This window comes from Blautia sp. MSJ-19, from assembly GCF_018918125.1.
In the GTDB taxonomy this organism is placed as follows: Bacteria; Bacillota; Clostridia; order Lachnospirales; family Lachnospiraceae; genus Blautia_A.
The window spans coordinates 20,402-45,975 of the sequence record NZ_JAHLQA010000015.1 but is presented as its reverse complement, the minus strand read 5'-3'; the positions used below and the strand labels follow the sequence as shown (position 1 = coordinate 45,975).

Annotated in this window: 20 protein-coding genes; 16 read left to right on the top strand and 4 right to left on the bottom strand. The window is 43.8% G+C overall.

Annotated elements, in window-relative coordinates; genetic code table 11:
* The first annotated feature begins 30 nt into the window (after nt 1-30).
* The 6 genes from glgA to xerD all read left to right on the top strand — a co-directional run bounded on the left by glgA (nt 31) and on the right by xerD (nt 6,700).
* Complete coding sequence (gene glgA, locus KQI91_RS06355; protein WP_216392017.1) at nt 31-1,479, top strand: glycogen synthase GlgA; 1,449 nt, start codon at nt 31-33, stop codon at nt 1,477-1,479.
* A 199-nt stretch (nt 1,480-1,678) separates the two neighbouring features.
* On the top strand, nt 1,679-2,728 hold the full coding sequence (recA, locus tag KQI91_RS06350) for a recombinase RecA (protein ID WP_216392016.1): 1,050 nt from the start codon (nt 1,679-1,681) through the stop codon (nt 2,726-2,728).
* Between the two features lie 4 nt (nt 2,729-2,732).
* Nucleotides 2,733-3,221, top strand: a complete 489-nt coding sequence (locus tag KQI91_RS06345; RefSeq protein ID WP_216392015.1) for a regulatory protein RecX — start codon at nt 2,733-2,735, stop codon at nt 3,219-3,221.
* Nucleotides 3,222-3,346: 125 nt separating this feature from the next.
* Complete coding sequence (gene rny / locus KQI91_RS06340) at nt 3,347-4,906, top strand: ribonuclease Y (protein ID WP_216392014.1); 1,560 nt, start codon at nt 3,347-3,349, stop codon at nt 4,904-4,906.
* 118 nt (nt 4,907-5,024) lie between these two features.
* Entirely contained in the window at nt 5,025-5,612 is a 588-nt protein-coding gene (locus KQI91_RS06335) for a stage II sporulation protein M (RefSeq protein ID WP_216392013.1), read from the top strand.
* A gap of 203 nt (nt 5,613-5,815) precedes the next feature.
* The gene (xerD, locus tag KQI91_RS06330) at nt 5,816-6,700 is read left to right on the top strand and encodes a site-specific tyrosine recombinase XerD (protein ID WP_216392012.1); all 885 of its coding nucleotides are present in this window, start codon (nt 5,816-5,818) and stop codon (nt 6,698-6,700) included.
* Between the two features lie 90 nt (nt 6,701-6,790).
* Here xerD and KQI91_RS06325 read toward each other — a convergent pair whose 3' ends face one another.
* A complete protein-coding gene (locus KQI91_RS06325) occupies nt 6,791-7,822 on the bottom strand; it encodes a 3-deoxy-7-phosphoheptulonate synthase (RefSeq protein WP_216392011.1) in 1,032 nt (343 codons plus the stop codon).
* A 184-nt stretch (nt 7,823-8,006) separates the two neighbouring features.
* Complete coding sequence (locus KQI91_RS06320; protein ID WP_216392010.1) at nt 8,007-9,320, bottom strand: polysaccharide biosynthesis protein; 1,314 nt, start codon at nt 9,318-9,320, stop codon at nt 8,007-8,009.
* A 125-nt stretch (nt 9,321-9,445) separates the two neighbouring features.
* On the opposite strand from KQI91_RS06320, the gene KQI91_RS06315 reads away from it, so the two are divergent.
* The 4 genes from KQI91_RS06315 (at nt 9,446) to KQI91_RS06300 (ending at nt 14,263) form a co-directional block, all read left to right on the top strand.
* Nucleotides 9,446-9,880 (top strand): RrF2 family transcriptional regulator, encoded by a 435-nt coding sequence (locus KQI91_RS06315; RefSeq protein WP_216392009.1) that lies wholly within the window; start codon nt 9,446-9,448, stop codon nt 9,878-9,880.
* A gap of 31 nt (nt 9,881-9,911) precedes the next feature.
* On the top strand, nt 9,912-11,099 hold the full coding sequence (nifS, locus tag KQI91_RS06310) for a cysteine desulfurase NifS (RefSeq protein ID WP_216392008.1): 1,188 nt from the start codon (nt 9,912-9,914) through the stop codon (nt 11,097-11,099).
* Between the two features lie 75 nt (nt 11,100-11,174).
* Entirely contained in the window at nt 11,175-11,615 is a 441-nt protein-coding gene (gene nifU, locus KQI91_RS06305) for a Fe-S cluster assembly scaffold protein NifU (RefSeq protein ID WP_015541142.1), read from the top strand.
* Nucleotides 11,616-11,710: 95 nt separating this feature from the next.
* Nucleotides 11,711-14,263, top strand: coding sequence for an HAD-IC family P-type ATPase (locus KQI91_RS06300; protein ID WP_216392007.1), 2,553 nt, complete (start codon nt 11,711-11,713; stop codon nt 14,261-14,263).
* A 110-nt stretch (nt 14,264-14,373) separates the two neighbouring features.
* Here the strand turns inward: KQI91_RS06300 and KQI91_RS06295 are convergent, their stop codons facing one another.
* Entirely contained in the window at nt 14,374-16,656 is a 2,283-nt protein-coding gene (locus KQI91_RS06295; protein ID WP_216392006.1) for an alpha-amylase family glycosyl hydrolase, read from the bottom strand.
* A gap of 35 nt (nt 16,657-16,691) precedes the next feature.
* On the bottom strand, nt 16,692-17,510 hold the full coding sequence (locus KQI91_RS06290) for a histidinol-phosphatase HisJ family protein (protein ID WP_216392005.1): 819 nt from the start codon (nt 17,508-17,510) through the stop codon (nt 16,692-16,694).
* 209 nt (nt 17,511-17,719) lie between these two features.
* Here KQI91_RS06290 and gap point away from each other — a divergent pair, with 209 nt between their 5' ends.
* The 6 genes from gap to gpmI all read left to right on the top strand — a co-directional run bounded on the left by gap (nt 17,720) and on the right by gpmI (nt 25,519).
* Nucleotides 17,720-18,739: a type I glyceraldehyde-3-phosphate dehydrogenase gene (gene gap, locus KQI91_RS06285; protein ID WP_015541145.1), complete on the top strand. Its 1,020-nt coding sequence runs from the start codon at nt 17,720-17,722 to the stop codon at nt 18,737-18,739.
* Between the two features lie 255 nt (nt 18,740-18,994).
* The gene (locus KQI91_RS06280; protein ID WP_216392004.1) at nt 18,995-20,191 is read left to right on the top strand and encodes a phosphoglycerate kinase; all 1,197 of its coding nucleotides are present in this window, start codon (nt 18,995-18,997) and stop codon (nt 20,189-20,191) included.
* 142 nt (nt 20,192-20,333) lie between these two features.
* Nucleotides 20,334-21,083, top strand: a complete 750-nt coding sequence (gene tpiA, locus KQI91_RS06275; protein ID WP_216392003.1) for a triose-phosphate isomerase — start codon at nt 20,334-20,336, stop codon at nt 21,081-21,083.
* A gap of 305 nt (nt 21,084-21,388) precedes the next feature.
* A complete protein-coding gene (locus KQI91_RS06270) occupies nt 21,389-22,684 on the top strand; it encodes a homoserine dehydrogenase (RefSeq protein WP_216392002.1) in 1,296 nt (431 codons plus the stop codon).
* A gap of 60 nt (nt 22,685-22,744) precedes the next feature.
* On the top strand, nt 22,745-23,893 hold the full coding sequence (locus KQI91_RS06265) for a DUF2974 domain-containing protein (RefSeq protein WP_216392001.1): 1,149 nt from the start codon (nt 22,745-22,747) through the stop codon (nt 23,891-23,893).
* 84 nt (nt 23,894-23,977) lie between these two features.
* Nucleotides 23,978-25,519, top strand: coding sequence for a 2,3-bisphosphoglycerate-independent phosphoglycerate mutase (gpmI, locus tag KQI91_RS06260; protein WP_216392000.1), 1,542 nt, complete (start codon nt 23,978-23,980; stop codon nt 25,517-25,519).
* Nucleotides 25,520-25,574: the final 55 nt, after the last annotated feature.

Genomic DNA, 25,574 nt, shown 5'->3' with positions numbered 1-25,574 from the left:
ACATCGGGAAACAAGGAGGGGTATTTACAGATGAAAAGAATTTTATTTGCAACATCAGAAGCAGTGCCATTTATTAAGACAGGAGGTCTTGCCGACGTAGCAGGCGCACTTCCAAAATGTTTTGATAAACGCTATTTTGATGTCCGTGTTATTTTACCAAAATATGCCTGCATGAAACAGGAATGGAAAGATAAGATGGAATACATTACTCATTTCTATATGGATCTGGGGTACAAAAACTGCTATGTAGGAATCATGCATATGGAATATGACGGAATTCAGTTCTATTTCATTGACAATGAATACTACTTCAGTGGTCCGAAACCGTATGACAGTGCACCATGGGATCTTGAAAAATTTGCCTTTTTCTCCAAGGCAGTTCTTTCCGTCCTTCCGGTGATCGGTTTCCGTCCGGATGTGATCCATTGTCATGACTGGCAGACCGGTCTGGTCCCGGTATATCTGCATGACTCTTTCCAGCAGAATGAGTTTTTCTGGGGAATCAAGACAGTTATGACGATTCATAACCTCAAGTTCCAGGGAGTATGGGATGTCAAGACAGTTCAGGGTATTACAGGACTTTCTGATTATTATTTTGCACCGGATAAGCTGGAAGCATACGAAGACGCAAACTTCCTCAAGGGAGGTATTGTATTTGCTGATGCAGTAACAACTGTAAGCAATACGTACGCAGAGGAAATCAAGACTCCGTTCTATGGCGAGCGTCTGGATGGACTGCTCTGTGCACGTTCTCATGATCTCCGTGGTATTGTCAATGGTATTGACTATGATGTATTCAATCCGGAAACCGATAAGTGCATCGTACAGAATTACAATGCCAAGACATTCCGCAAAGAAAAAGTGAAAAATAAGACGCAGCTGCAGAAAGATCTTGGTCTGGAGGTAGACCCGAATGCAATGCTGATCGGAATCGTTTCACGTCTGACAGATCAGAAGGGATTTGACCTGATCGCGTATGTGATGGATGAGCTCTGCCAGGATGCGGTACAGATCGTGGTACTCGGAACCGGTGAAGAACGGTATGAGAATATGTTCCGTCATTTTGACTGGAAATACCATGGCAAGGTATCTGCACAGATTTATTATGATGAGCCACTTTCACACAGAATTTATGCAGCGTCAGACGCATTCCTGATGCCGTCTCTGTTTGAACCATGCGGACTCAGTCAGCTTATGAGCCTTCGTTACGGTACACTGCCGATCGTTCGTGAGACAGGTGGTCTGAAAGATACTGTACAGCCGTACAATGAGTTTGAAGGAACCGGTACAGGATTCAGCTTTACAAATTACAATGCACATGAAATGCTTGCAACTGTACGTAATGCAGAGCGAGTATTCTATGATAACAAACGTGAATGGAATAAGATGGTAGACCGTGCGATGGCAGCAGATTTCTCATGGAGTCATTCTGCACAGCAGTATGAGGAAATGTACAACTGGCTGATCGGTGACAAATAAATAATAAAAGATTCAATAAGAGGGACACTGTGCGGAACAGTGTCTCTTTTTTGGTACAGAAAAGACAGAAAGAAAGCATATATTGTCGAAAAGTTTTGCTTGACTTTAAACGGGATTTATAATAGCATATAAGAAGAAAACACGAACATAGGTTTGGTATGAGCGTTAAAATAAATATAACATAAGGAGAATTCATAAGATGATTAATGAAGAGAAGCAGAAAGCGCTGGAGGCGGCGCTTGGACATATTGAGAAGCAGTACGGCAAGGGATCAGTCATGAAGCTTGGTGATTCCAGCTCTAATATGGTGGTGGAGGCAGTTCCGACAGGATCTCTTGGACTGGATATTGCACTTGGTGTCGGCGGGGTGCCGAAGGGACGTATCATAGAGATCTACGGACCGGAGTCCAGTGGTAAGACAACGGTTGCCTTACATATGGTTGCAGAAGTGCAGAAGCGCGGAGGTATCGCAGGCTTTATTGATGCAGAGCATGCGCTGGATCCTGTCTATGCCAAGAATATAGGCGTAGATATTGACAATTTATACATTTCTCAGCCGGATAACGGAGAGCAGGCATTAGAGATTACAGAGACGATGGTACGTTCCGGAGCGGTCGATATTGTAATCGTAGACTCTGTAGCAGCACTGGTTCCGAAGGCTGAGATCGAGGGCGACATGGGAGACAGTCATGTCGGACTTCATGCCCGTCTGATGTCACAGGCACTGAGAAAGCTGACAGCAGCGATTAGCAGATCTAACTGTGTGGTTATTTTTATCAACCAGCTTCGTGAAAAGGTTGGCGTTATGTTTGGAAATCCGGAGACAACTACCGGTGGTCGTGCTCTTAAATTCTATGCGTCTGTACGTCTGGATGTCAGAAGGACAGAAACACTGAAACAGGGCGGAGAGATGGTTGGAAACCACGTCAAGGTCAAAGTCGTAAAGAACAAGGTTGCACCGCCGTTTAAACAGGCTGAATTTGACATTATGTTCGGAACCGGTATTTCCAGAGAAGGTGAGATCCTGGATCTGGCATCTGAATGCAATGTTGTAAATAAGAGCGGAGCTTGGTATTCTTACAATGGCGAACGAATCGGACAGGGAAGAGAGAATGTCAAGGTATTTCTGAAAGATCATCCGGAAATCTGTGAGGAGATCGAGAAACAGGTAAGAATCCAGTATCATCTCCTTCCGGGAGAGGAACCGGCAGAAGCAGAGACAAAAGATACTACAGAAGAACAGGAATAATTAAATGACAGATATGGAACAGCAGCAAAAAGAGGCACGTAAGAAAGCTTTGAAGCTTCTGGAACATATGGATCGCACGGAGAAGGGATTGTATGATCGGCTTCTCCGTGCCGGCTTTTCGGAAGAACTCAGTGCTGATGCGGTAGCTTACGTGAAAGATTACGGATATGTGGATGATAAGCGTTATGCCATGAATTATCTGATGTATCGGATTCATGAGAAGAGCAGGCAGAAGCTTTTTCAGGAGCTGCAGCAGAAGGGCATCTCCAGACAGATCATACAGACAGCATGGGAAGAAATGGCAGAACTTGAGGAACCGGATGAAAGAAAACTCCTGCGGCAGATGATTGAGAAAAAATGTCAGTCAGGAAGTCGGCTTGATGAGAAGGAAATGAGACGGCTTTTCGGTTATCTGGCAAGGCGTGGTTTTCGTTCGGGAGATATCTTTTCTGTGCTTGAGGAGATGGATATTTCCCAGCAATTTCCGGAGTGATCAGGTTACGGAATAATGTAAAAATATTTCAACAAATAGGTAGAAAAACTTGACATAATTCCTAAAAACAGCTAAACTTGTATTGTTGTATTTGTACAATGAAAACTAAATAAGGAGGTGCTCCTGTGGCAACCACAATTATTGTGGCAATTATCGCTGTAGCGGTCGCACTGCTTATTGCGGTTCCTCTTACTTGCAAGGTTGCTGTTAACAACAAGGCACAGAAAGACGCTGAAGTTGTTGGCACAGCAGAAGACAGAGCAAGAAGCATCATAGATGAAGCTTTAAAAGCTGCTGAGACGAAAAAGAGAGAAGCTTTATTGGAAGTAAAGGAAGAATCCCTCAGAACCAAAAATGAACTTGAGAAGGAAACCAAGGAACGAAGATCTGAACTGCAGAAATATGAAAGACGTGTCTTGTCAAAAGAAGAGTCTGTTGATAAGAAAGCGGATGCAGTAGAGAAGCGTGAGGCAGAGTGCACAGCAAAAGTTGCTGAGTTACAAAAAAGAGAAAAGAAAGTAGACGAGCTTGAACAAAAAGGAGTACAGGAACTGGAAAGAATTTCCGGTCTGACCTCCGACCAGGCAAAAGACGAGTTACTCAGAAGTGTAGAAGACGATGTCAAGGTAGATGTCGCCAGACTCTACAAGGAACTGGAAAACAGAGCAAAAGAAGAAGCAGATAAGAAGGCAAAGGAATATGTGGTGAATGCGATCCAGAAGTGCGCAGTTGATCATGTTGCCGAGACTACGATTTCTGTTGTACAGCTTCCAAGTGATGAAATGAAGGGAAGAATCATCGGACGTGAGGGACGAAATATTCGTACCCTGGAGACATTGACAGGTGTTGACCTGATCATTGATGATACCCCGGAAGCAGTTGTTTTATCCGCGTTTGATCCGATTCGCCGTGAAGTTGCCAGAGTTGCTCTGGAAAAACTGATTGTTGATGGACGTATCCATCCGGCAAGAATTGAAGAAATGGTAGAAAAAGCACAGAAAGAAGTAGAAACTCAGATTCGTGAAGATGGAGAGAATGCAGCAATGGATGTTGGCGTTCATGGAATCCATCCAGAGCTTCTGAAACTTCTTGGACGTATGAAATTCCGTTCCAGCTATGGACAGAATGCACTGAAACATTCTATCGAAGTAGCACAGCTTTCCGGCATTTTAGCAGGAGAGATCGGAGTGGATGTCCGTATGGCAAAACGTGCAGGTCTGCTTCATGATATTGGCAAGTCCATTGACCATGAGGTAGAGGGATCACATATTCAGATTGGTGTGGATCTTTGTAAGAAATACAAAGAATCAGCAATTGTTATCAACACAGTTGCTTCTCATCATGGAGATGTAGAGCCGGAATCTCTGATTGCATGTATTGTACAGGCTGCTGATGCAATTTCTGCAGCGAGACCGGGTGCGAGAAGAGAAACACTGGAGACTTATACAAACCGTTTGAAACAGTTGGAAGATATTACCAATGATTTCAAGGGAGTAGACAAGTCATTTGCTATTCAGGCAGGCAGAGAGATTCGTGTAATGGTAGTACCGGAACAGGTTACAGATGCTGATATGGTTCTTCTGGCAAGAGATATTTCCAAACAGATTGAAGCTGAATTGGAGTATCCGGGTCAGATCAAGGTCAATGTGATCCGTGAGAGCCGTGCAGTTGATTATGCGAAATAATTCTTTCAGAAACATAGAAGTTCATAAAGAGTATGATGCTGAAAAGTGTCATGCTCTTTTTGTTGTTCTAGAATATACAGCCTGCTCGTAAACTGTTACGAGGGAGGTGGGAGGTCATATGCAGTTAATGGAGAAAGGTGGAAAAATATCCTTATCGAGTCTGTTTGCAATTGGATTTGTATTGGGAATTCTCCTTCCCAATCTTTGGTATCGGATGGAATGGCATCAGAATACGGCATCAGCACTGTATCTGATGGGGATATTCTCAAAAGAGAGCAATCGGGATTATCTGCATCAGGTTTTGCGTATGAGGGGAACGTTGTTTCTGTCAGGACTATGTAGTGGAATCACTGTTTTTGGAGTACCTTTTGCTGTTGCAGGGATGTTGCTTTCCGGATTACTGATCGGCATGCTGCTCAGTATGTCTGTGCTGCAATTTGGACTGAATGGTGGATTGATCGGGGCAGGGCTGCTTTTTCCGCAGTATGTGATCTATCTGCCATGTATGTTTTGGGGAATGGAACAGATTTATGGATATTCTGCTTCCATATGGAAAAAGCATAGTATGTTTGTGGGACAGGTTGGAGGATATCTGTTGCGTATGTTTGTGTGTGGAATTTTTTGGCTGATCGGAATTCTGCTGGAAGTGTATTGTAATCCGGTGATCACGGAAGTTTTGATCAGAAATTTAAAAATTTTTACATAGGAGTTTTACAAGATATAGTATAGGTTGACAATAAAAAAACGACATTTTGTAGAATGGCTTGAAAACATAGGATTTAAGGCAAAAATGCTCATAAAAAATGTTTGATTTTATGTAAAATAGCAAGTATAATACAGGTACATTTTTGAAAGAACTTTAATAGACGAGTTTGTTTTTGAGAGCACAGGGAGCAGGAAGTAAAAGAAATGGAAAGAGTTATAGCAGAATTTATTGCATATTTACATGAATCAAAAAATACTTCGCAGAATACAGAGATTTCTTATGAACGAGATTTAAAGAAGCTCCTTCGCTATCTGCAGGAGCAGGGAATTGACGACTTTGCAGATGTGACAGAGATAGATCTGCAGGGATATCTTGGCGAGATCAAAAGAGAGAATCTGGCAACTTCCACGATTTCCAGAAATGTTGCTTCGATCCGCGCATTGTATCATTATCTTTTCAAAATAGGAAGCGTGCAGACAGATCCGTCAGAGTCTTTAAAAGCTCCCAGAATTGAGAAAAAAATGCCGGAAATTCTGTCGGTGGAGGAAGTGGACAGACTTCTGAAACAGCCTGTTCTGGCTACACCCAAGGGCATTCGTGACAATGCCATGATGGAGCTGCTTTATGCGACGGGGATGCGTGTCAGTGAGCTGATTCATCTGCAGCTTTCTGATGTAAATCTGCAGATGGGATATGTGATCTGCCATGACACAGGAAAAGAGCGTATCATTCCGATTGGGAATGTCAGCAGAAATGCAATTATGCAGTATATGGAACATGCCAGAGGCTTCTTTGTCAAAGACAAAAGAGAAACGTCACTTTTTACAAACTGTTCCGGCAGGTCCATGAGCCGGCAGGGTTTCTGGAAGGTACTAAAGGGATATGCAGAAGCTGCCGGGATACATAAAGATATTACACCACATACTTTGCGGCATTCTTTTGCAGTACATATGCTCCAGAATGGTGCAGATGTCAAAAGTGTACAGGAGATGCTCGGACATTCAGATATTTCTTCTACACAGATTTATCTGGGAACCAAGGTGTCCAAGATGAGAGATGTTTACATGAAGGCGCATCCGAGACATTGAGATATATGTGAGGTTTTTATATAACGGAAAATAAAAAGGAACACAACAGAGAAATCTGATGGTGTTCCTTTTTTTATGATGAAAAAATAATCAGCACATTTCAGCAATGGTATACAGAAGTTTTTCGGATTCTTCCCATCCAAGACACGGGTCTGTGATGGATTTTCCATAAATATGATTTCCGCCGATCTTCTGATTTCCCGGTTCAATATAACTCTCAATCATGAAGCCTTTGACAAGTTTGTGAAGTTCCGGATCGACCATACGGCTGTGCAGAACTTCCTTGGCAATACGTACCTGCTGTTCATACTGTTTGTTGGAGTTGGAATGGTTGGTGTCCACGATCACAGCAGGATTCTGGAGATTTTTCTCCTGATATTTTTCCCAGAGAAGACGAAGATCTTCATAATGATAGTTAGGAATTGCTTCTCCGTGTTTATTTACAGCACCGCGGAGAATGGTGTGAGCCAGCGGGTTGCCGTTTGTTTCTACTTCCCAGCTTCTGTAAATAAAACGATGAGAGCCCTGTGCTGCAACGACAGAGTTCAGCATAACGCTGTAATCGCCACTGGTAGGATTCTTCATACCGGCAGGTACATCCATACCGCTGACAGTAAGACGATGCTGCTGATCTTCTACAGAACGTGCACCTACAGCAACATAGGAAAGAATATCGGAAAGATAACGATAGTTTTCCGGATAAAGCATTTCATCGGCACAGGTAAAACCACTTTCCTGAATCGCATGAATATGCATCTTACGGATAGCAATAAGTCCGGCGAGCATATCAGGCGCTTTTTCAGGATCCGGCTGGTGCACCATGCCCTTGTAGCCTTCTCCGGTGGTACGTGGTTTGTTTGTGTAAACTCGCGGAATGATCAGAACCTTGTCGGCGATTTTGTCCTGCACTTTGCGCAGGCGAAGAAGGTAGTCGCATACGGCATCTTCGTTATCAGCAGAACAAGGCCCGATGATTGCAAGAAATTTATCAGATTTGCCTGTAAAAACATCACGGATCTCAGCATCTCTTTGGGCTTTGAGTTCCTGAATTTCAGCATCGATGGGATACTGGTTGCGGATTTCAGCAGGCGTAGGCAGTTTCTTTAAAAAAGTGAATCCCATAATTTCCTCCTCGCGTCCGTCAGATGGCGGACTTAATGGTATATTCGTGCAACTGTTTGAAGAACAGTGACATGTTTGGAGCAATTGCTCGGTGTATCTGACAGTTATCAGATATATCGCATTTATTATATACGATTAAAAAGTGCTTGTCGATAGGGAATGTCATGTAATTTGAGAATAAAGATCAGGATTCCATGTGATACAGTGCATAAATATGCAGGGCACTAAGACTGATCTCACTGAAAAGCAGTCCATAGAGATAACCGCGTATGCCAATCGACGGAATAGCAAATACTACAAAAGAAATTCGGAACAGAACGCCGAAAATACTGTGTACAAGTGTCTGGCGGGTTTTGCCAAGACCGTTCAGGATACTGTTCAGTGCGATATTCATATAAAGAAACGGACAGATAAAAGAAAGAATTCTTATGTAAAGTCCGGCATCCGGATTATGAAAGAGTAAAGTGCCGGCAGGAAGTCCGCCGAAATAAAAAAGACCGGTACAGATTGAACCAAGAAGGAGACTGGCACTGCAGGTACAACGAGTAACATAACGGATTCGTTTGCGATATCCAAGAGCCTGCATCTCTGCAACAGAAGGCATTAATAAAACAGAAGCAGAACTGGTGATCGTGGAAGGAAACAGAATACAGGGGAGAGCCATTCCGGTGAATACACCATAGAGGCTCAGAGCCTGAGAAGAAGAAAGTCCGTATTTGCGCAGCTGCTGTGGAATTAGTACAACTTCAATAGAAGCGAGGACGGAAAGCAGCAGGCGGTTAAGGGTGAGCGGCAGGGCAATCTGACTGATATCAGAAAAAATTTTCCTGATATCAGAAATGGGAAAGAAAGAAAAGACATGCCCGGGACTGCAGAAACTGAGTGTAAGAAGAGAAAAGAGAGCAGCGGCAAATTCAGAAAGAAAAGAGCCGGCTACGGCAATGGAAGCCGTGACGGCCTGGTTTCTGGAGAGACAGATCATATAAATGAGCCATGAAGAAAAAATCCGCACGGTCTGTTCGAGAATCTGGATACCGGCAGGGAAAACCATCTTTTTTAAGCCGATATAATAGCTGTTTACGCAGGCATGAATTGCCGCAAACGGAAAACTGAAAGAAAGAAAACGTATCAAAGAAGACGCAGCTGGTTCTTTAAGAATCTGCACAGCAAAAAAATCAGAAAAAAGAAAGAAAATGGCGGCAGCACTCAAAGAAAGGCTGAGGGAGAGGAGGGTTCCGAGACAAAAACAGGAGCGTGCTTCTTTTTTTTCTCCAAGAGCGCTGTGTGCAGCGACCATACGGGAGAGTGCAGTCTGAATTCCGGAAGCGGTCATGGCAAGTACCAGATGCTGCAGGGGCATTACAAGCTGATACAGACCGATTCCTTCTGCACCAATGATGTTGGAGAGGAATATTCTATAAAAGAAGCCCATGATACGGCTGAGAAGACCTGCGGAGGTAAGGAGAAAAGTACCCTTAAAAAAGCGATTTCTGGACATATAGATAACCTGCGGCTTTTTTGTCAGTATATGCAGAAAACCTCCTTGACAGAACAAATGTATTCTGTTAAAGTAGGTTTTGAAATAAATCCGACGAAAACACTAGGAATTAAAGAGGTGAGTGGATGAAACTGTCAACAAGAGCAAGATACGGTCTCAAGGCATTGATTGATCTGGGTCTGCATTGTGAAACAGAAGCCGTTTCCATTCAGAGTATTGCAAGTCGGCAGAATATCTCAGACAGCTATCTGGAGCAGCTTATGGCGAAACTCAAGAAGGCAGGTCTGGTTGAGAGCACCAGAGGTGCCGGCGGCGGTTATCGGCTGGGTCGTCCGGCGGCAGAGATTTCTGTGGGTGATGTCCTGAGAGTCCTGGAAGGGAGTCTGGAGGCCGCACAGTGTTCCGGAATGGAAGATGAGAGCACCTGCGAGAATCACGATATCTGCGTGACAAAATATGTGTGGAAACGAATCAACGACAGTATCACACAGGCGGTAGACACTATGATGCTGGATCAGTTGATCGAAGAAAGCCGGAAAAAACAACAGGAAAAAATGTAAAATTTCATTTTTTAAGCAGGAGGAAAAAAACATGAGTAAATTAATATATCTGGATAATGCAGCTACAACTAAAACTGCTCCGGAAGTTGTTGAGGCAATGCTTCCGTACTTTACTGAATATTACGGAAACCCTTCAAGTATTTATGATTTTGCTCAGAAGAGCAAAGAAGCAGTGACAAAGGGAAGACAGCAGATCGCAGATGTTCTGAATGCAAAGAAAGAAGAAATCTATTTCACAGCAGGCGGAAGCGAGGCTGATAACTGGGCACTGAAAGCTACTTTTGAAGCATACAAATCCAAAGGTAATCACATTATTACAACAAAGATCGAGCATCATGCTATTCTGCATACATGCGAATACCTTGAGAAAGAAAGAGGAGCAAAGATCACATACCTCGATGTAGATGAGAATGGTATCGTTCGTCTGGATGAACTGGAAAAAGCGATCACACCAGAGACAATCCTGATTTCTGTAATGTTTGCAAATAACGAAATCGGATCTATCCAGCCAATCAAAGAAATCGGACGCATCGCCAAAGAACATGGCATTCTGTTCCATACAGACGCTGTTCAGGCATTCTGTCAGGTTCCGATCGATGTAGATGAATGCAATATCGATATGCTGAGCTCAAGCGGACATAAGATCAACGGACCAAAAGGAATCGGTTTCCTTTACATCCGCAAGGGCGTTAAGATCAAATCATTTGTACACGGTGGTGCACAGGAACGTAAACGTCGTGCAGGTACAGAGAATGTTCCTGGAATCGTAGGATACGGTGCAGCAGCAGAACGTGCAATGAAAAATATGAAAGAACGTACAGAGAAAGAAATCGAACTGAGAGATTATCTGATCAATCGTCTTACTACCGAGATTCCGTACTCCAGACTGAACGGTGACAGAGTAAAACGTCTTCCAAATAATGTAAACGTAAGCTTCCAGTTTATCGAAGGTGAGTCCATGCTTCTGATGCTTGACCAGAATGGCATCTGCGGTTCAAGTGGATCTGCCTGCACATCAGGTTCCCTGGATCCGTCTCATGTACTTCTGGCAATCGGAGTGCCTCATGAAGTTGCGCATGGTTCTCTTCGTCTTACCTTAAGTGAAGAGACAACAAAGGAAGACCTTGACTTCACAGTAGAGAAACTGAAAGAGATCGTACCATATCTGAGAAGTATGTCTCCTCTGTATGAAGATTTCATGAAGAAACAGCAGCAGTAAATAGAAAATGAATAACTGTATTTATAAAAGGTAGACAATTACAGACAAAAGACAATAACAGGAGGAATTTATATTATGTACAGCGAAAAAGTTATGGATCATTTTCAGCATCCAAGAAATGTAGGAGAAATCGAAGACGCAAGTGGAGTAGGAACAGTTGGTAACGCAAAATGTGGTGATATCATGAGAATGTTCCTTGACATTGACGATGAGACTCATATCATCAAAGAATGCAAATTCAAAACATTCGGCTGTGGCGCTGCTGTTGCAACAAGCAGCATGGCTACAGAGATGGTAAAGGGCAAAACTATCGAAGAAGCAATGCAGATCACAAACAAAGCCGTTATGGAAGCACTGGATGGACTTCCGCCGGTCAAAGTACACTGCTCCCTTCTTGCAGAAGAAGCAATTCATGCAGCACTGTGGGATTATGCACAGAAACACGGTATCGTGATTGAAGGTCTGGACAAACCGAAGTCAGATATCAGCGAGGGCGAAGAGGAAGAAGAATATTAATAAATTCGGCTGTGAGGGGAGAAACGCCAACGGTAAAATAGAGATCACTGTTTACAGGAAGATTTCTGCGAACAGTAAACAAATAGCGAGGTGAAATGTTGACAGGACTTACAGACGAACAGGTAAATGAGCGAATTGCAGAGGGAAAGGTCAATGCAGACGAGAATCCGAATACCCGAACCTATAAGCAGATCGTAAGAGAAAACACGCTGACATTTTTCAACTTCCTGAATCTTGTACTTCTGGTGCTGGTACTGTTAGTCGGTTCTTATAAAAATGCGTTTTTTGTATGCATTATTATAATCAATACACTGATCGGTATCGCCCAGGAGATACGTGCCAAGAAGACAATCGATAAGCTGGCAATCCTTACAGCAAGAAAATCCGTTGTTATCCGTGAAGGGCAGAAATGGACCGTTCCGACAGAAGAACTGGTGCTGGATGATGTGGTCTGTCTTAAGACCGGGGATCAGGTGCCGGCAGATGCGAAGGTGCTGGAGGGCAGTGTAGAGGTCAATGAATCTCTCCTGACCGGTGAATCAGACAACCTTCCAAAGAATGTAGGAGATGAGCTTTTTTCAGGAAGTTTCGTGACTTCCGGAGAGGCGAACTGCCAGATCATCCATGTCGGAAAAGATAATTATGCGGCACAGATCACCAGTGAAGCAAAAGAGTTCAAACGTCATAATTCTGAACTGAAAAATTCGCTGAATGCAATCCTGAAAGTGATCAGTATCATTATCGTGCCGCTTGGTGCACTGCTGTTTTATAAGCAGTATTATATTGTCGGGGATACATTCAAAGATTCCATTGTAAGTATGGTAGCCGGAGTTCTTGGTATGATTCCGGAAGGGCTTGTTCTTCTGACCAGCGTTGCACTGACATTGGGAGCACTTGTTCTTGCGAATAAGAAGACACTGGTACAGGAGCTTTACTGTATCGAGACACTTGCCAGAGTTGACACGCTCTGTCTGGATAAGACAGGTACGATCACAGAAGGAACCATGTGTGTAGAGCGTGTGGAACCTTATGAAAAATCCAGTGGAATGACAGCTCTGGAAGAAACTGAACCGGCGACAGATGTGGAACCGGCAGAAAATGCAGATGCAGAATCTTCTGGTCTGCAGGCCGCAGAAAGTGGAACCGGGCAGACTGACTTAGAAGCACAGGAAGCACTTGTATCTGAGAATGTGGATGAAACGAGTATTCGGTCAGAGAATCCGGCATTTATGACTGAGATCAGTGAGATTATGTGCAGTATGATGTATGTGCTCAAAGATCAGAATGCGACGATTGATGCCCTTCGTAAACGTTTCCCGGCGAAGCAGGGGATGACATTGGAACATGTGATTCCGTTTTCTTCCGATCGGAAATACAGTGGTGCTGTTTTTGAAGAAAAAGGCACATACCTGATGGGAGCTGCACAGTTCTTGTTTCCGGAAAACAGTCAGGAACTGACCGAACGGTGTCAGAAATATGCAGAAGAAGGGCTTCGTGTACTGGTATTGGCACACAGTCCGCAGATGTCAGAAGGAACGGAGCTTCCGGAAGGACTGGAACCTCTTGCATTGATGCTTCTGACTGATGTGATTCGTCCGGAGGCACCGGACACCCTGGCATTCTTTGACAGCCAGGAAGTAGACCTTAAGGTGATTTCCGGTGATGATCCGGTAACAGTTGCAGCGATTGCGAAACGTGCCGGACTTAGAAATGCCGACAGATATGTAGATGCTACGACACTGACGTCCGAGGAGATGATTCAGGATGCAGTTGCGGAGTACAGCGTTTTCGGACGTGTGACTCCACAACAGAAAAAGGCGATGGTACAGGCTTTGCAGTCGCAGGGACATACGGTTGCAATGACCGGTGATGGTGTCAACGACGTCCTTGCTCTGAAAGAAGCAGATTGCAGTATTGCCATGGCGCAGGGAAGTGATGCGGCGAAGAATATCGCAAATGTTGTTCTTCTGGATTCTAACTTTGCATCTATGCCACATATCGTAAATCAGGGACGAAGAGTTGTAAACAATATCCGTACTGCAGCATCCATGTTTCTGATCAAGACGATGTTTTCGGTTATGTTGTCGTTATTGACGATCTTCTTTGGTAATACGTATCCGTTCGAGCCGATTCAGATGTCCCTGATCAGTGCATGTGCGGTAGGTATCCCGACGTTCCTGCTTGCACAGGAAAATAACTACGAGAAGATTGATCATACGTTCCTGCGACATGTATTCATCAATGCATTTCCGGCGGCGATTACGATCACATCCTGTGTATTTGCGGTTATGCTTGTCTGTCAGAATGTATACCATTCCACAGCAATGCTGAATACAGCATGCGTCCTTGTAACAGGTTGGAACTACATGGCAGCATTAAAGACCGTTTATGCACCATTAAATACCTATCGTAAGACGATCATTTACGGCATGCAGTTTATCTTTTTTGCCGCGGCCGTTATTTTCCAGAAGCTGCTTTCCCTCGGCTCCCTGGATTTTGGAATGATCATCCTGGTATTTATCCTGATGACTTTCGCACCGGTTCTGATCGATGTGATCACCGTCTGGCTGAAAGGCATCTATGCCCGCTCACTGGACAAAGAAAATCCGGGAAAATTCACATCATTTATTGATAAACTTCGTAAATAAAATCAGTAAAAAGGCTCCGGCCGATTATGACTGAGATATTTAGAAAAATATAAAAACAGCTCTGTGAATCAATTACGATTCGCAGAGCTGTTTTTTGGCATTCTTTAAATTTATTTCTTATTTCTGCACAGCCAGTAGCATCCGAATGCAGGAATCTGCACTCCTTTGGCTTCCATCTCACGACCGGAGATGAGGTCTGTGTACATACCGTCTTCTTCATCAACCCATGCAACTTTATCATTTTCGCTGAAGTTGTAGATTCCGATAAACTTCTCTTTGTCATTTTCGCGCACAAAAGCAAGAACAGAATTATCCCAGGTATCGATCGTATGAATCGGAACATTACTGTTGAATACACTGTGGCTGGCACGGATGTGCTCCAGTTTATCGAGTGCAGGGAAGAGTTTGCCCTGTACAGTAGCCGGATCATGGCGGTTTTCTGCCAGATTCCAGTCAAAGTTTCCTCTGTGGAGGTAACGGGAGTCGTCAGCTTTTTCCGGGTCATCCTTATAAGTATAATCATTTACCTGACCGATTTCATCACCGCTGTAGATTACCGGGATACCGGACTGAGAAAGCATAAATGCATGCAGCGTAATGTCATAACGGACAGCTCTGTCCACGCCTTCCTGATTTCCTTCGAATCCAAAACGTTCAATACCGCAAAGAGAAGCAGTGGTTCCGCAGAGTCTTGCATCTCCGAGACGCGGATCATCATTATAAAGCTCTCCTCGTGCAAAAGAATCCGGATATTTTCCTGTAAGGAAATCATTCAGATATTTCTTATGCGGTACTTCCTGAATGCCGAAGTTTTCAAGATATTCATAATCCAGTCCCCAGCCGATATCATCGTGGCAGCGGAGATAGTTCTGGAACACGTAATCGCGAGGAAGTGCAGAAATGATATCCAGCTGACGACGCAGCAGAGAGACATCTTTTGTTGCAACTGTGTGCCAGGTACTTGCCATGGTTGTTACATTGTACAGCAGGTGGCATTCCGGCTTTTCAACAGTTCCGAAGTATGGAACAACTTTTTCAGGAGCCATGACAACTTCTCCGAGAAGAAGTACACCAGGGCATACGATCTCACAGATCATTCGCATGATACGGACGATTGTGTGAACCTGAGGCAGATTACGGCAGTTGGTGCCAAGCTGTTTCCAGATATATGGTACAGCGTCCAGACGAACGATATCTACACCCTGGTTTGCCAGGTACAGCATGTTAAAGATCATTTCATTCAGAACGATCGGGTTGCGGTAGTTCAGATCCCATTGATATGGATAGAAGGTAGTCATAACGTGTTTATGAAGATCTTCCAGCCAGGTGAAGTTGCCAGGTGCAGTGGTTGGGAAAACTTCCGGGCAGGTCTGCTCATACAAAGAAGGAATATCATAGTTGTCAAAGAAGAAGTAACGGTCCTGATATTCTTTTTCTCCCGCACGGGCACGTTTTGCCCATTCGTGGTCTTCGGATGTATGGTTCATGACGAAATCCAGGCAGACATTGATGCCTCGTTTGTGGCAGGCGTCAGTCAAAGCGGCAAAATCATCCATGGTTCCGAGTTCTTCCTGAACTTTACGGAAATCAGCAACTGCATAACCACCGTCGCTACGTCCTTTTGGGGAGTCAAGAAGCGGCATCAGATGCAGATAGTTGACATTGCATTCCTGTACATAATCCAGTTTGGATTCCAGATTGGAAAGAGTACCCGCAAAAGCATTGACATACATCATCATACCGGTGAGATCGTTGCGTTTGTACCATGTCGGATCTTTTTCTCTTTTCAGATCAGATTCTTTCAGTGCATCATTTCTCAGGTCATAGAATTTTTTGAGAACCTTGAGAAGATCGTTCAGATGCATGGTGACATATGGATTGTCCTGATACAGTTCGCAATAGAGCCATTTCAGCTCATCCAGGTGATGTGCAAGACGTTCGCAGTAAATCTGGTCATCGTCACGTCTGTTTTCAAGTTTTACTGGTTCCGTTTTGACAGTTTCGACTTTAGCAGTTTCTACTTTTTTAGTCTCAACCTTAACGGTTTCTTCTTTTTTTGTTTCGACTTTAACAGGTTCCGTCTTAGTTGTTTCAACTTTGACAGGCTCAGCTTTCTTCGTTTCGACTTTAACAGGTTCCGTCTTAGTTGTTTCAACTTTGATCGGCTCTGTTTTCCTGGTCTCCACTTTGACAGGTTCCGTCTTGGTTGTTTCAACTTTGACAGGTTCTTCTTTATTGGTCTCAACCTTAGCAGGTTCTTCCTTTTTTGTTTCAACCTTAACAGGTTCAGCTTTCTTTGTGGTCACTTTCGGGGCTTCTGTTTTCGCAGTAGCAGCCTGGGAAGCAGAAGCTTTGGCAGCTTCACGCTTTTTCTGAAGACGTTTTTTTGCCATGATGGATCTCCTCCTTTTGTATCTTTATCTGAAAATTATAATCTGACAAATTCCGGTTTACGGTTTTGGAATACAGTATAGTACTTAAAACCGCAGTCTGCAAGTATTGTGGCAGCCTTATCAAAATCATAGGCGATTTTTTCCGGATTGTGTGCGTCAGCACCGATCGTGATGAGCTCGCCGCCAAGTTCCCGGTATCGTCGGATGACCGCGCGGCACGGATTCGGTTCGCCGAGACCATAATGGAAACCACCGGTATTCAACTCGATTCCACGACCTTTGGCAATGACTGTGCGCAGGATTTCATCCAGAATATCCTGATAACGCTCGTAAGTGTAGTATTTATTCTGATTCGGCCCATAGCGGACGATATAATCAATATGTCCATATACATCCATTTCTGAAAATGCGTTCAGATTTTCAAGAATGGATTCAAAATACTCACGATAGCAGGCAGATTCTTCACGTCCTTTAAAATATTCTCTATAATAAGGATCATATCCGTGGACGACATGAGAAGATCCGATCACGAAATCAAAGGAAACCGATTCCAGAAGGTCATGAAAATAATCATGCAGGTGTGGCTGAAGTCCAAGCTCGATGCCAAAATGAATCTGCAGTTCTTTCTGATATTTATCCCTGAGATCAAAAAGAGTCTCTCTGTATCCGTCAAGATCCAGTTCAAATGTTTCGTTGTCCGGGGTTGGTGGGTAATCAGGGTCCAGATGCTCTGTAAAACAGATGCCGGTAAGACCGCGGCGGATCGCGTCACGGATCATATCTTCCATAGATGTGTCTGAGTCAGCAGAAAAAGAAGAATGCATATGGCAGTCCCATAAGATCTGATTCGACATTTTTGTATCCTCCTTTGTATGGAATGGTAACATTATAGCATGCAAAATTTGTTCCCGCTATGGTTTCATTTCCATTTAAATACATTTTTATAATGTTTTTTATAAAATCCCCTTGAATTTTTGTACGAGATTCGATACAATATGCAATAGGTTGACGTTTCTTTAACAAACGCCATAATCAACCATTTATTTCATAGGAGGAATTTATCATGGCAGTAAAAGTTGCAATTAATGGATTTGGCCGTATCGGTCGTCTGGCATTCCGTCAGATGTTTGGAGCAGAAGGATTTGAAATCGTTGCTATCAACGACCTTACATCCCCGAAAATGCTGGCTCACTTATTAAAATATGACTCAACTCAGGGAAGATACGCTCTGGCTGACAAAGTAGAAGCAGGAGAAGATTCCATCACAGTTGACGGAAAAGAAATCAAAATCTATGCAAAAGCTAACGCTGCAGAACTTCCTTGGGGAGAAATCGGTGTAGACGTAGTTCTCGAGTGCACAGGTTTCTATACATCCAAAGACAAAGCTCAGGCTCATATCGATGCAGGTGCTAAACACGTTGTTATTTCCGCTCCGGCTGGAAACGACCTTAAGACAATCGTTTACAATGTAAACCACGAAGGTCTTACAAACGAAGATAAGATCATCTCCGCTGCATCCTGCACAACAAACTGCCTTGCACCAATGGCTAAGGCTCTTAACGATCTTGCACCGATCAAATCTGGTATCATGTGCACAATCCATGCTTACACAGGTGATCAGATGACACTTGATGGACCGCAGAGAAAAGGCGATCTGAGAAGATCCCGTGCAGCTGCAGTTAACATCGTTCCGAACAGCACAGGTGCTGCAAAAGCAATCGGTCTGGTTATCCCAGAACTGAACGGCAAACTGATCGGATCCGCTCAGCGTGTACCAACCCCAACAGGTTCTACAACAATCCTTACAGCAGTTGTTGAAGGAAACGTAACAAAAGAGCAGATCAACGCAGCTATGAAAGCAGCTTCTAACGAATCCTTCGGATACAACGAAGACGAAATCGTATCCAGCGATATCGTTGGTATGAGATTTGGTTCTCTGTTCGATGCTACTCAGACAATGGTTCTGCCACTTGAGAACGGCACAACAGAAGTACAGGTTGTTTCCTGGTATGACAACGAAAACTCCTACACAAGCCAGATGGTTCGTACAATCAAACACTTTGGAAAACTTCTGAACGCTTAATTAAGTTTATAAGTTAGAGTGTGGAGTTTGTTATTGCATTTGTGCAGTGACATAAATAGACTCAGTCAGGGTCCGGTCTGATTTGGACCGGGCCCTGTTTTTACTTTATAGGAAATTACTCCGTAATGTTCCAATAAAGCAAGCCCCTCAAAGGTTGAGGGATTGAGGGAGTTTGAAGCGGTCTTGTCCGCTTTGTTCCCAATTTTGAAATGGACTTATCCGTTTTGATTATTTTGAATTTGGAGGAATATTAGCATGGGATTAAACAAAAAATCCGTTGATGATATCAATGTAAAAGGCCAGAAAGTTCTGGTAAGATGTGACTTTAATGTACCTCTGCAGGACGGCAAAATTACAGATGAGAACCGTCTGGTAGCAGCTCTTCCTACAATCAAGAAGCTGATCGCAGATGGCGGAAAAATCATTCTTTGTTCACACCTTGGCAAACCGAAGGGAGAGCCAAAACCGGAATTATCTCTTGCACCTGTTGCAAAACGTCTTACAGAACTTCTCGGACAGGAAGTTAAATTCGTTCCGAGCCCGGTTGTTGTTGACGATACAGTTAAAGCAGCTGTAGATGCAATGAAAGACGGAGAAGTTATCCTTCTTGAAAACACACGTTACCGTGCAGAAGAAACAAAGAACGGCGATGAGTTCAGCAAAGATCTGGCTTCCCTTTGCGATGTATTCGTAAACGATGCATTTGGTACCGCTCACAGAGCTCACTGCTCCAACGTTGGTGTTACCAAATATGTAGATACAGCAGTAGTTGGATACCTGATGGAAAAAGAAATTGCATTCCTCGGAAATGCAGTAGAAAATCCGGAAAGACCATTCGTAGCTATCCTTGGTGGAGCAAAAGTTTCCAGCAAGATCTCTGTTATCAATAACCTTCTTGACAAAGTTGATACTCTGATCATCGGTGGTGGTATGTCTTACACATTCTCCAAAGCACTTGGTGGACATATCGGAAATTCTCTTTGCGAAGATGATTACCTTCAGTATGCATTAGACATGCTTAAGAAAGCAGAAGAAAAAGGTGTTAAACTTCTTCTTCCTGTTGATAACAGAATCGGAGATGACTTCTCCAATGACTGCAATATCCAGGTTGTAAAACGTGGATGCATCCCGGATGGCTGGGAAGGAATGGACATCGGACCAGAAACAGAGAAAATTTTCTCTGATGCTGTAAAAGATGCCAAGACAGTTGTTTGGAATGGACCGATGGGCTGCTTCGAAATGCCGAACTTCGCTCATGGTACAGAAGAAGTTGCAAAAGCTCTTGCTGAGACAGATGCTACAACTATCATCGGTGGTGGAGACTCTGCAGCAGCAGTTAACATCCTTGGTTATGGCGACAAGATGACTCACATCTCTACAGGTGGTGGAGCATCTCTGGAATTCCTCGAAGGAAAAGAACTGCCAGGTGTAGCAGCAGCAAACGACAAGTAAAAACAGCGTATATAATCCAAACACGGCGTTAGATGCAGCTCGACGTACCATTTTGGTACGACTTCGCTGCATCTGCCTTGTGTTTGAAATCATATCCGCAGTTTTTGTGGATAAACATATACAAATTAAGGAGATATTAAAAATGGCAAGAAAGAAAATCATCGCTGGAAACTGGAAAATGAACATGACTCCAAGCGAAGCAGTTAAATTAGTAGAAACTCTGAAACCACTCGTACAGAACGACGAAGTTGACGTAGTATTTGGTGTTCCGGCTATCGACATCGTTCCTGTTGTAGAAGCATGCAAAGGAACAAACATCGATGTAGCAGCAGAGAACATGTATTTCGAAGAAAAAGGTGCATACACAGGCGAGATCGCTCCGGCTATGCTGGTAGACGCTGGTGTTAAATATGTCATCCTTGGACATTCTGAGAGAAGAGATTACTTCGGAGAAACAAACGAAGACGTTAACAAGAAAGTTCTCAAAGCTTTCGAACACGGAATCACACCAATTATGTGCTGTGGAGAATCTCTTGAGCAGAGAGAACAGGGCATCACAATGGATTGGATCCGTCAGCAGGTTAAAGTTGGTCTTCAGAACGTAACAGCTGAGCAGGCTAAGACTATGGTTATCGCTTACGAGCCAATCTGGGCTATCGGAACAGGTAAAACAGCTACAAGCGAACAGGCTCAGGAAATCTGCAAAGGTATCCGTGACTGTGTAGCAGAAATCTATGATACAGACACAGCAGAAGCTATCCGTATCCAGTACGGCGGATCTGTAAATGCAGGAAATGCAGCAGAACTGTTCGCAATGGGCGATATCGATGGTGGTCTTGTTGGTGGAGCTTCCCTGAAACCAGATTTCGGAAAGATCGTTAACTACAAATAATTATTAACAGCAATTTAGAAAGCCAGATGCTTCAAAATCAATCAGAGTGAGAAGCATCTGGCTTTTTGTATATCAGATGGGAGACAACGCCCATCTGATATAGCCTCCGGCAGGATTGCAGAGATGTGCAGGAGAATATGTCATGCGTGGCATGACGCGCATCTCGCAGCAAGAATGCTGACAGCATTCTTGAATTTGATAGACGTACAAATGTCCGTGCTTGACAAAATCCATTTTATACCATAGTATTAGAACCAAGATACTCCCTGAGAGATGAGGGACGAGGAGAAAGGAGCCATTTCAAAATGGAGAAAAAAGTCATTCGTGCTGCCCTTCTGGGATTTGGTACAGTAGGAACAGGTGTATATAAGGTTCTGCAGAACCAGAAAGAGGAGATGATTCCGAAGCTTGGAAGCCAGATCGAGATTAAAAAGATTCTGGTCCGCAATCTGGAGAAAGCTGCGGCAAAGGTAGAAAACCCGGCAATACTTACAAACAACTGGGATGAGATCGTAAATGATCCGGACATTGATATTGTGATTGAGCTGATTGGGGGTATTGAGCCGGCGAGAAGCTACATACTGGCGGCTCTGAATGCCGGTAAACATGTGGTAACTGCCAACAAAGACCTGATCGCAGTACATGGCAAGGAACTTCTTGACGCAGCAGAAGCACACCATGTGGATTTCCTGTTTGAGGCAGCAGTAGCTGGTGGAATTCCGATCATCCGCCCGCTGAAAGAATGTCTTGCAGGCAATCATATGGCAGAAGTCATGGGGATTGTCAATGGTACAACAAACTTTATCCTTACCAAGATGACGCAGGAAGGCATGGAATTCAAAGATGCACTGGCGCTTGCAACAGAGCTTGGTTATGCAGAAGCAGATCCGACGGCAGATATCGAAGGTCTGGATGCCGGACGTAAGGTAGCCATTCTTGCATCCGTGGCATTTAATTCCAGAGTGGTATTTGACGATGTTTATATCGAGGGAATCACCAAGATCACAGCAAAAGACATTAAGTATGCAAAAGAAATGGGTTGTGACATAAAACTTCTCGGAGTTGCAAAGAATACAGAAGAAGGAATCGAAGCATATGTATGCCCGATGCTGATTCCAAGCAATCACCCACTTGCAACTGTAAATGATTCCTATAATGCTGTTTTTGTAAATGGTGATGCGGTAGAGAATGCAATGTTCTACGGCCGTGGAGCTGGTGAACTTCCGACAGCAAGCGCGGTAGTCGGAGATCTGTTTGAGATTGCAAGAAATATCAAAGCAGATTGCTGTGGACGTATTGGCTGCACCTGCTACAAAGAACTCCCAATCAAAAAAATGGCTGATACCTACAATCGCTATTTCATGAGACTGATCGTAGAAGACCGTTGTGGTGTTCTGGCTGAAATGACTGCTGTTTTTGCAAAATATGGAGTCAGTGTGGCACAGATCATCCAGAAAGCTGCCCGTGCAGAAGGCAGTGCAGAGGTTGTTGTGATCACTGCCAAAGTTCGTGAGGGAGATTTCCGTACAGCGATGGAAGAACTGAGCGGAAGAAGTTCCGTGCGCAAGATCAGCAGCATGCTTCGTGTATATGGGGAATAAAATGTAAATATTTACAGCAACAATAAAAATGCAGAGGGTATTTTGTGAAAGGAATTATTTATGGGGAATATCATGGATTACCTCAGCTGGCGCGGAGATCTTTCGTTTGAACAGTCTGCGTTTAATGAAGTAGACAATCTGATACTTGCCTGTTTATCTTATGTAAATCTGGATGGGATTTCAGGTGTCGCAGACAGCAGAGGAATGGAATTAAAAAAACTTGTAAAGGAATTTCAAAAACTTCATACACTGGAAGAACTGGAGGCGGATAAGTCATTTATCCGCCTGGCTCCGTTTATGATGATAAAAATGGCAGAAACAAACAGATTCGGGAACTGTGTGGTCCGAAATTATATAAATGAGATCATTACAGAACAGGAACAACAGTTTGCTGCCCTGGAGGTTGTTCTGGAAGACGGAACTTCTTATGTATCTTTCCGCGGAACAGATGATACGATCATCGGATGGAAAGAAGATTTTAATTTAAGCACAGGTGTTGTTCCGGCACAGAAGAGAGCTGTGGAATATTTGCACAGAGTAGCAGAAAACGCACAGGGAATGCTGCGGGTCGGAGGCCATTCCAAAGGTGGAAATCTTGCAATTTACGGAGCGGTAATGTGCAAAGAGGCACATGACAGAATCCTTGAAATCTATTCCAATGATGGCCCCGGCTTTTCCAAAGAATTTCAGGAATTACCGGAGACAGAGAAAATGATGCCAAAGATCATTCGTATCATTCCGGAATATTCAATCATCGGGACGCTTCTGGAACATGAAAAAGAACCAATCATTGTGGCAAGTTCCAGCAAAGGCCTGCTTCAGCATGATGGCTTTTCCTGGGAAGTGGAAGGTCCGACACTGGTCAGCAGAGACAGCCTGAACAAAACGGCACTTCGTTTTATAGAAATCCTGCACAAATGGATCGACGGAATGGATATGGAGCAGAAAAAAGTCCTGATTGAGGATCTGTTTGCAACACTGCAGGCATCCGGTTACGAAAACTTAAGCGAAGTACAGTCCGGCGGTCTGAAAAGCCTTGCTGCGATGGTGAAACGTGTGGAGAAATTTGCTCCGGAATCCCGTGGTATGATGCAGGAACTTCTGGTGGCAATCTGCGGTGGATGGCTCGAACAGCTCCAGATGGATACAAAAGATAAACTATCCGTGCTTCCGCTAAGCTTTTCTGATAAAATCCTTGAAAAATTCTAAATTTTTGGTACTATATAATAGGAAATGATACCAGTAAATACTGCTGTAAAATGCAGAAAAAGTATACAATAAAAGGAGAAGATTATGAGCAAGAAACCAACCGTATTAATGATCCTGGATGGTTATGGACTGAATGACAAACATGAGGGAAATGCAATCTACGAAGCAAAAACTCCTGTTATGGATAAATTAATGGCAGAATATCCATTTGTAAAAGGAAATGCAAGCGGACTTGCAGTAGGTCTGCCGGACGGACAGATGGGTAACTCTGAAGTTGGTCATATGAACATGGGTGCAGGCCGCATCGTATATCAGGAACTGACCAGAATCACAAAAGAAATCAACGACGGCGACTTCTTCAAGAACGAAGCACTCCTTGCAGCAATGAAGAACGCCAAGGAAAACGATTCCGCAATCCACTTTATGGGACTTCTTTCTGACGGTGGTGTACACAGCCACAATACACATCTTTATGCTCTGCTTGAGATGGCTAAGAGAGAAGGGCTGAGCAAAGTTTATGTACACTGCTTCCTTGACGGACGTGACACACCTCCGGCATCCGGAAAAGAATTCATCGAACAGCTCGAAGCCAAGATGAAAGAAATTGGTGTCGGACAGATCGGAGTTGTTTCCGGACGTTACTATGCAATGGACAGAGATAACCGTTGGGATCGTGTAGAGCTTGCATACAAAGCCCTGACAGAAGGTGAAGGTGTCAAAGGCACAGATGCAGCTGCAGCAGTTCAGGCTTCCTACGACAACGATAAGACAGACGAGTTCGTACTTCCGACTGTTATTGAGAAAGACGGACAGCCGGTTGCAAAGATTCAGGACAAAGATTCTGTAGTATTCTTCAACTTCCGTCCTGACCGTGCGCGTGAGATTACCAGAGCATTCTGTGATGACGAATTTAAAGGATTCGAAAGAGCTAAAAAACTGGATCTTACTTATGTATGTTTCACAGATTATGATGAGACGATTCAGAATAAACAGGTTGCATTCCACAAAGTTCTTCTTCACAATACATTCGGCGAATATCTTGCAGCTCATGATATGACACAGGTTCGTATCGCTGAGACTGAGAAATATGCACACGTTACCTTCTTCTTCAACGGTGGTGTTGAGGAGCCGAACAAGGGTGAGGACAGAATCCTTGTAAAATCCCCGAAGGTTGCTACTTATGACCTTCAGCCGGAAATGAGTGCACCGGAAGTTTGTGACAAACTGGTAGATGCGATCAAATCTGACAAATATGATGTGATCATCATCAACTTTGCAAACCCTGACATGGTAGGACATACCGGTGTGCAGGCAGCCGCAGTTAAGGCAATCGAAACTGTTGACGGATGCGTTGGAAGAGCAGTAGAAGCCCTCAAAGAAGTAGACGGACAGATGTTCATCTGTGCTGACCACGGAAACGCAGAACAGCTTATCGACTATGAGACCGGTGAGCCATGGACTGCACATACAACAAATCCGGTTCCGTTTATCCTTGTAAACGCAGATCCGAAATACACTCTGAGAGAGAACGGATGCCTGGCAGACATCATTCCGACTCTGATCCAGCTTATGGGAATGGAACAGCCGGCAGACATGACTGGTGAGAGCCTTCTTGTTGAGAAGTAATCAGCGTTTATCGTGAAAGTATAATATAAACAGTACGAAATCTCTTCTATATAGA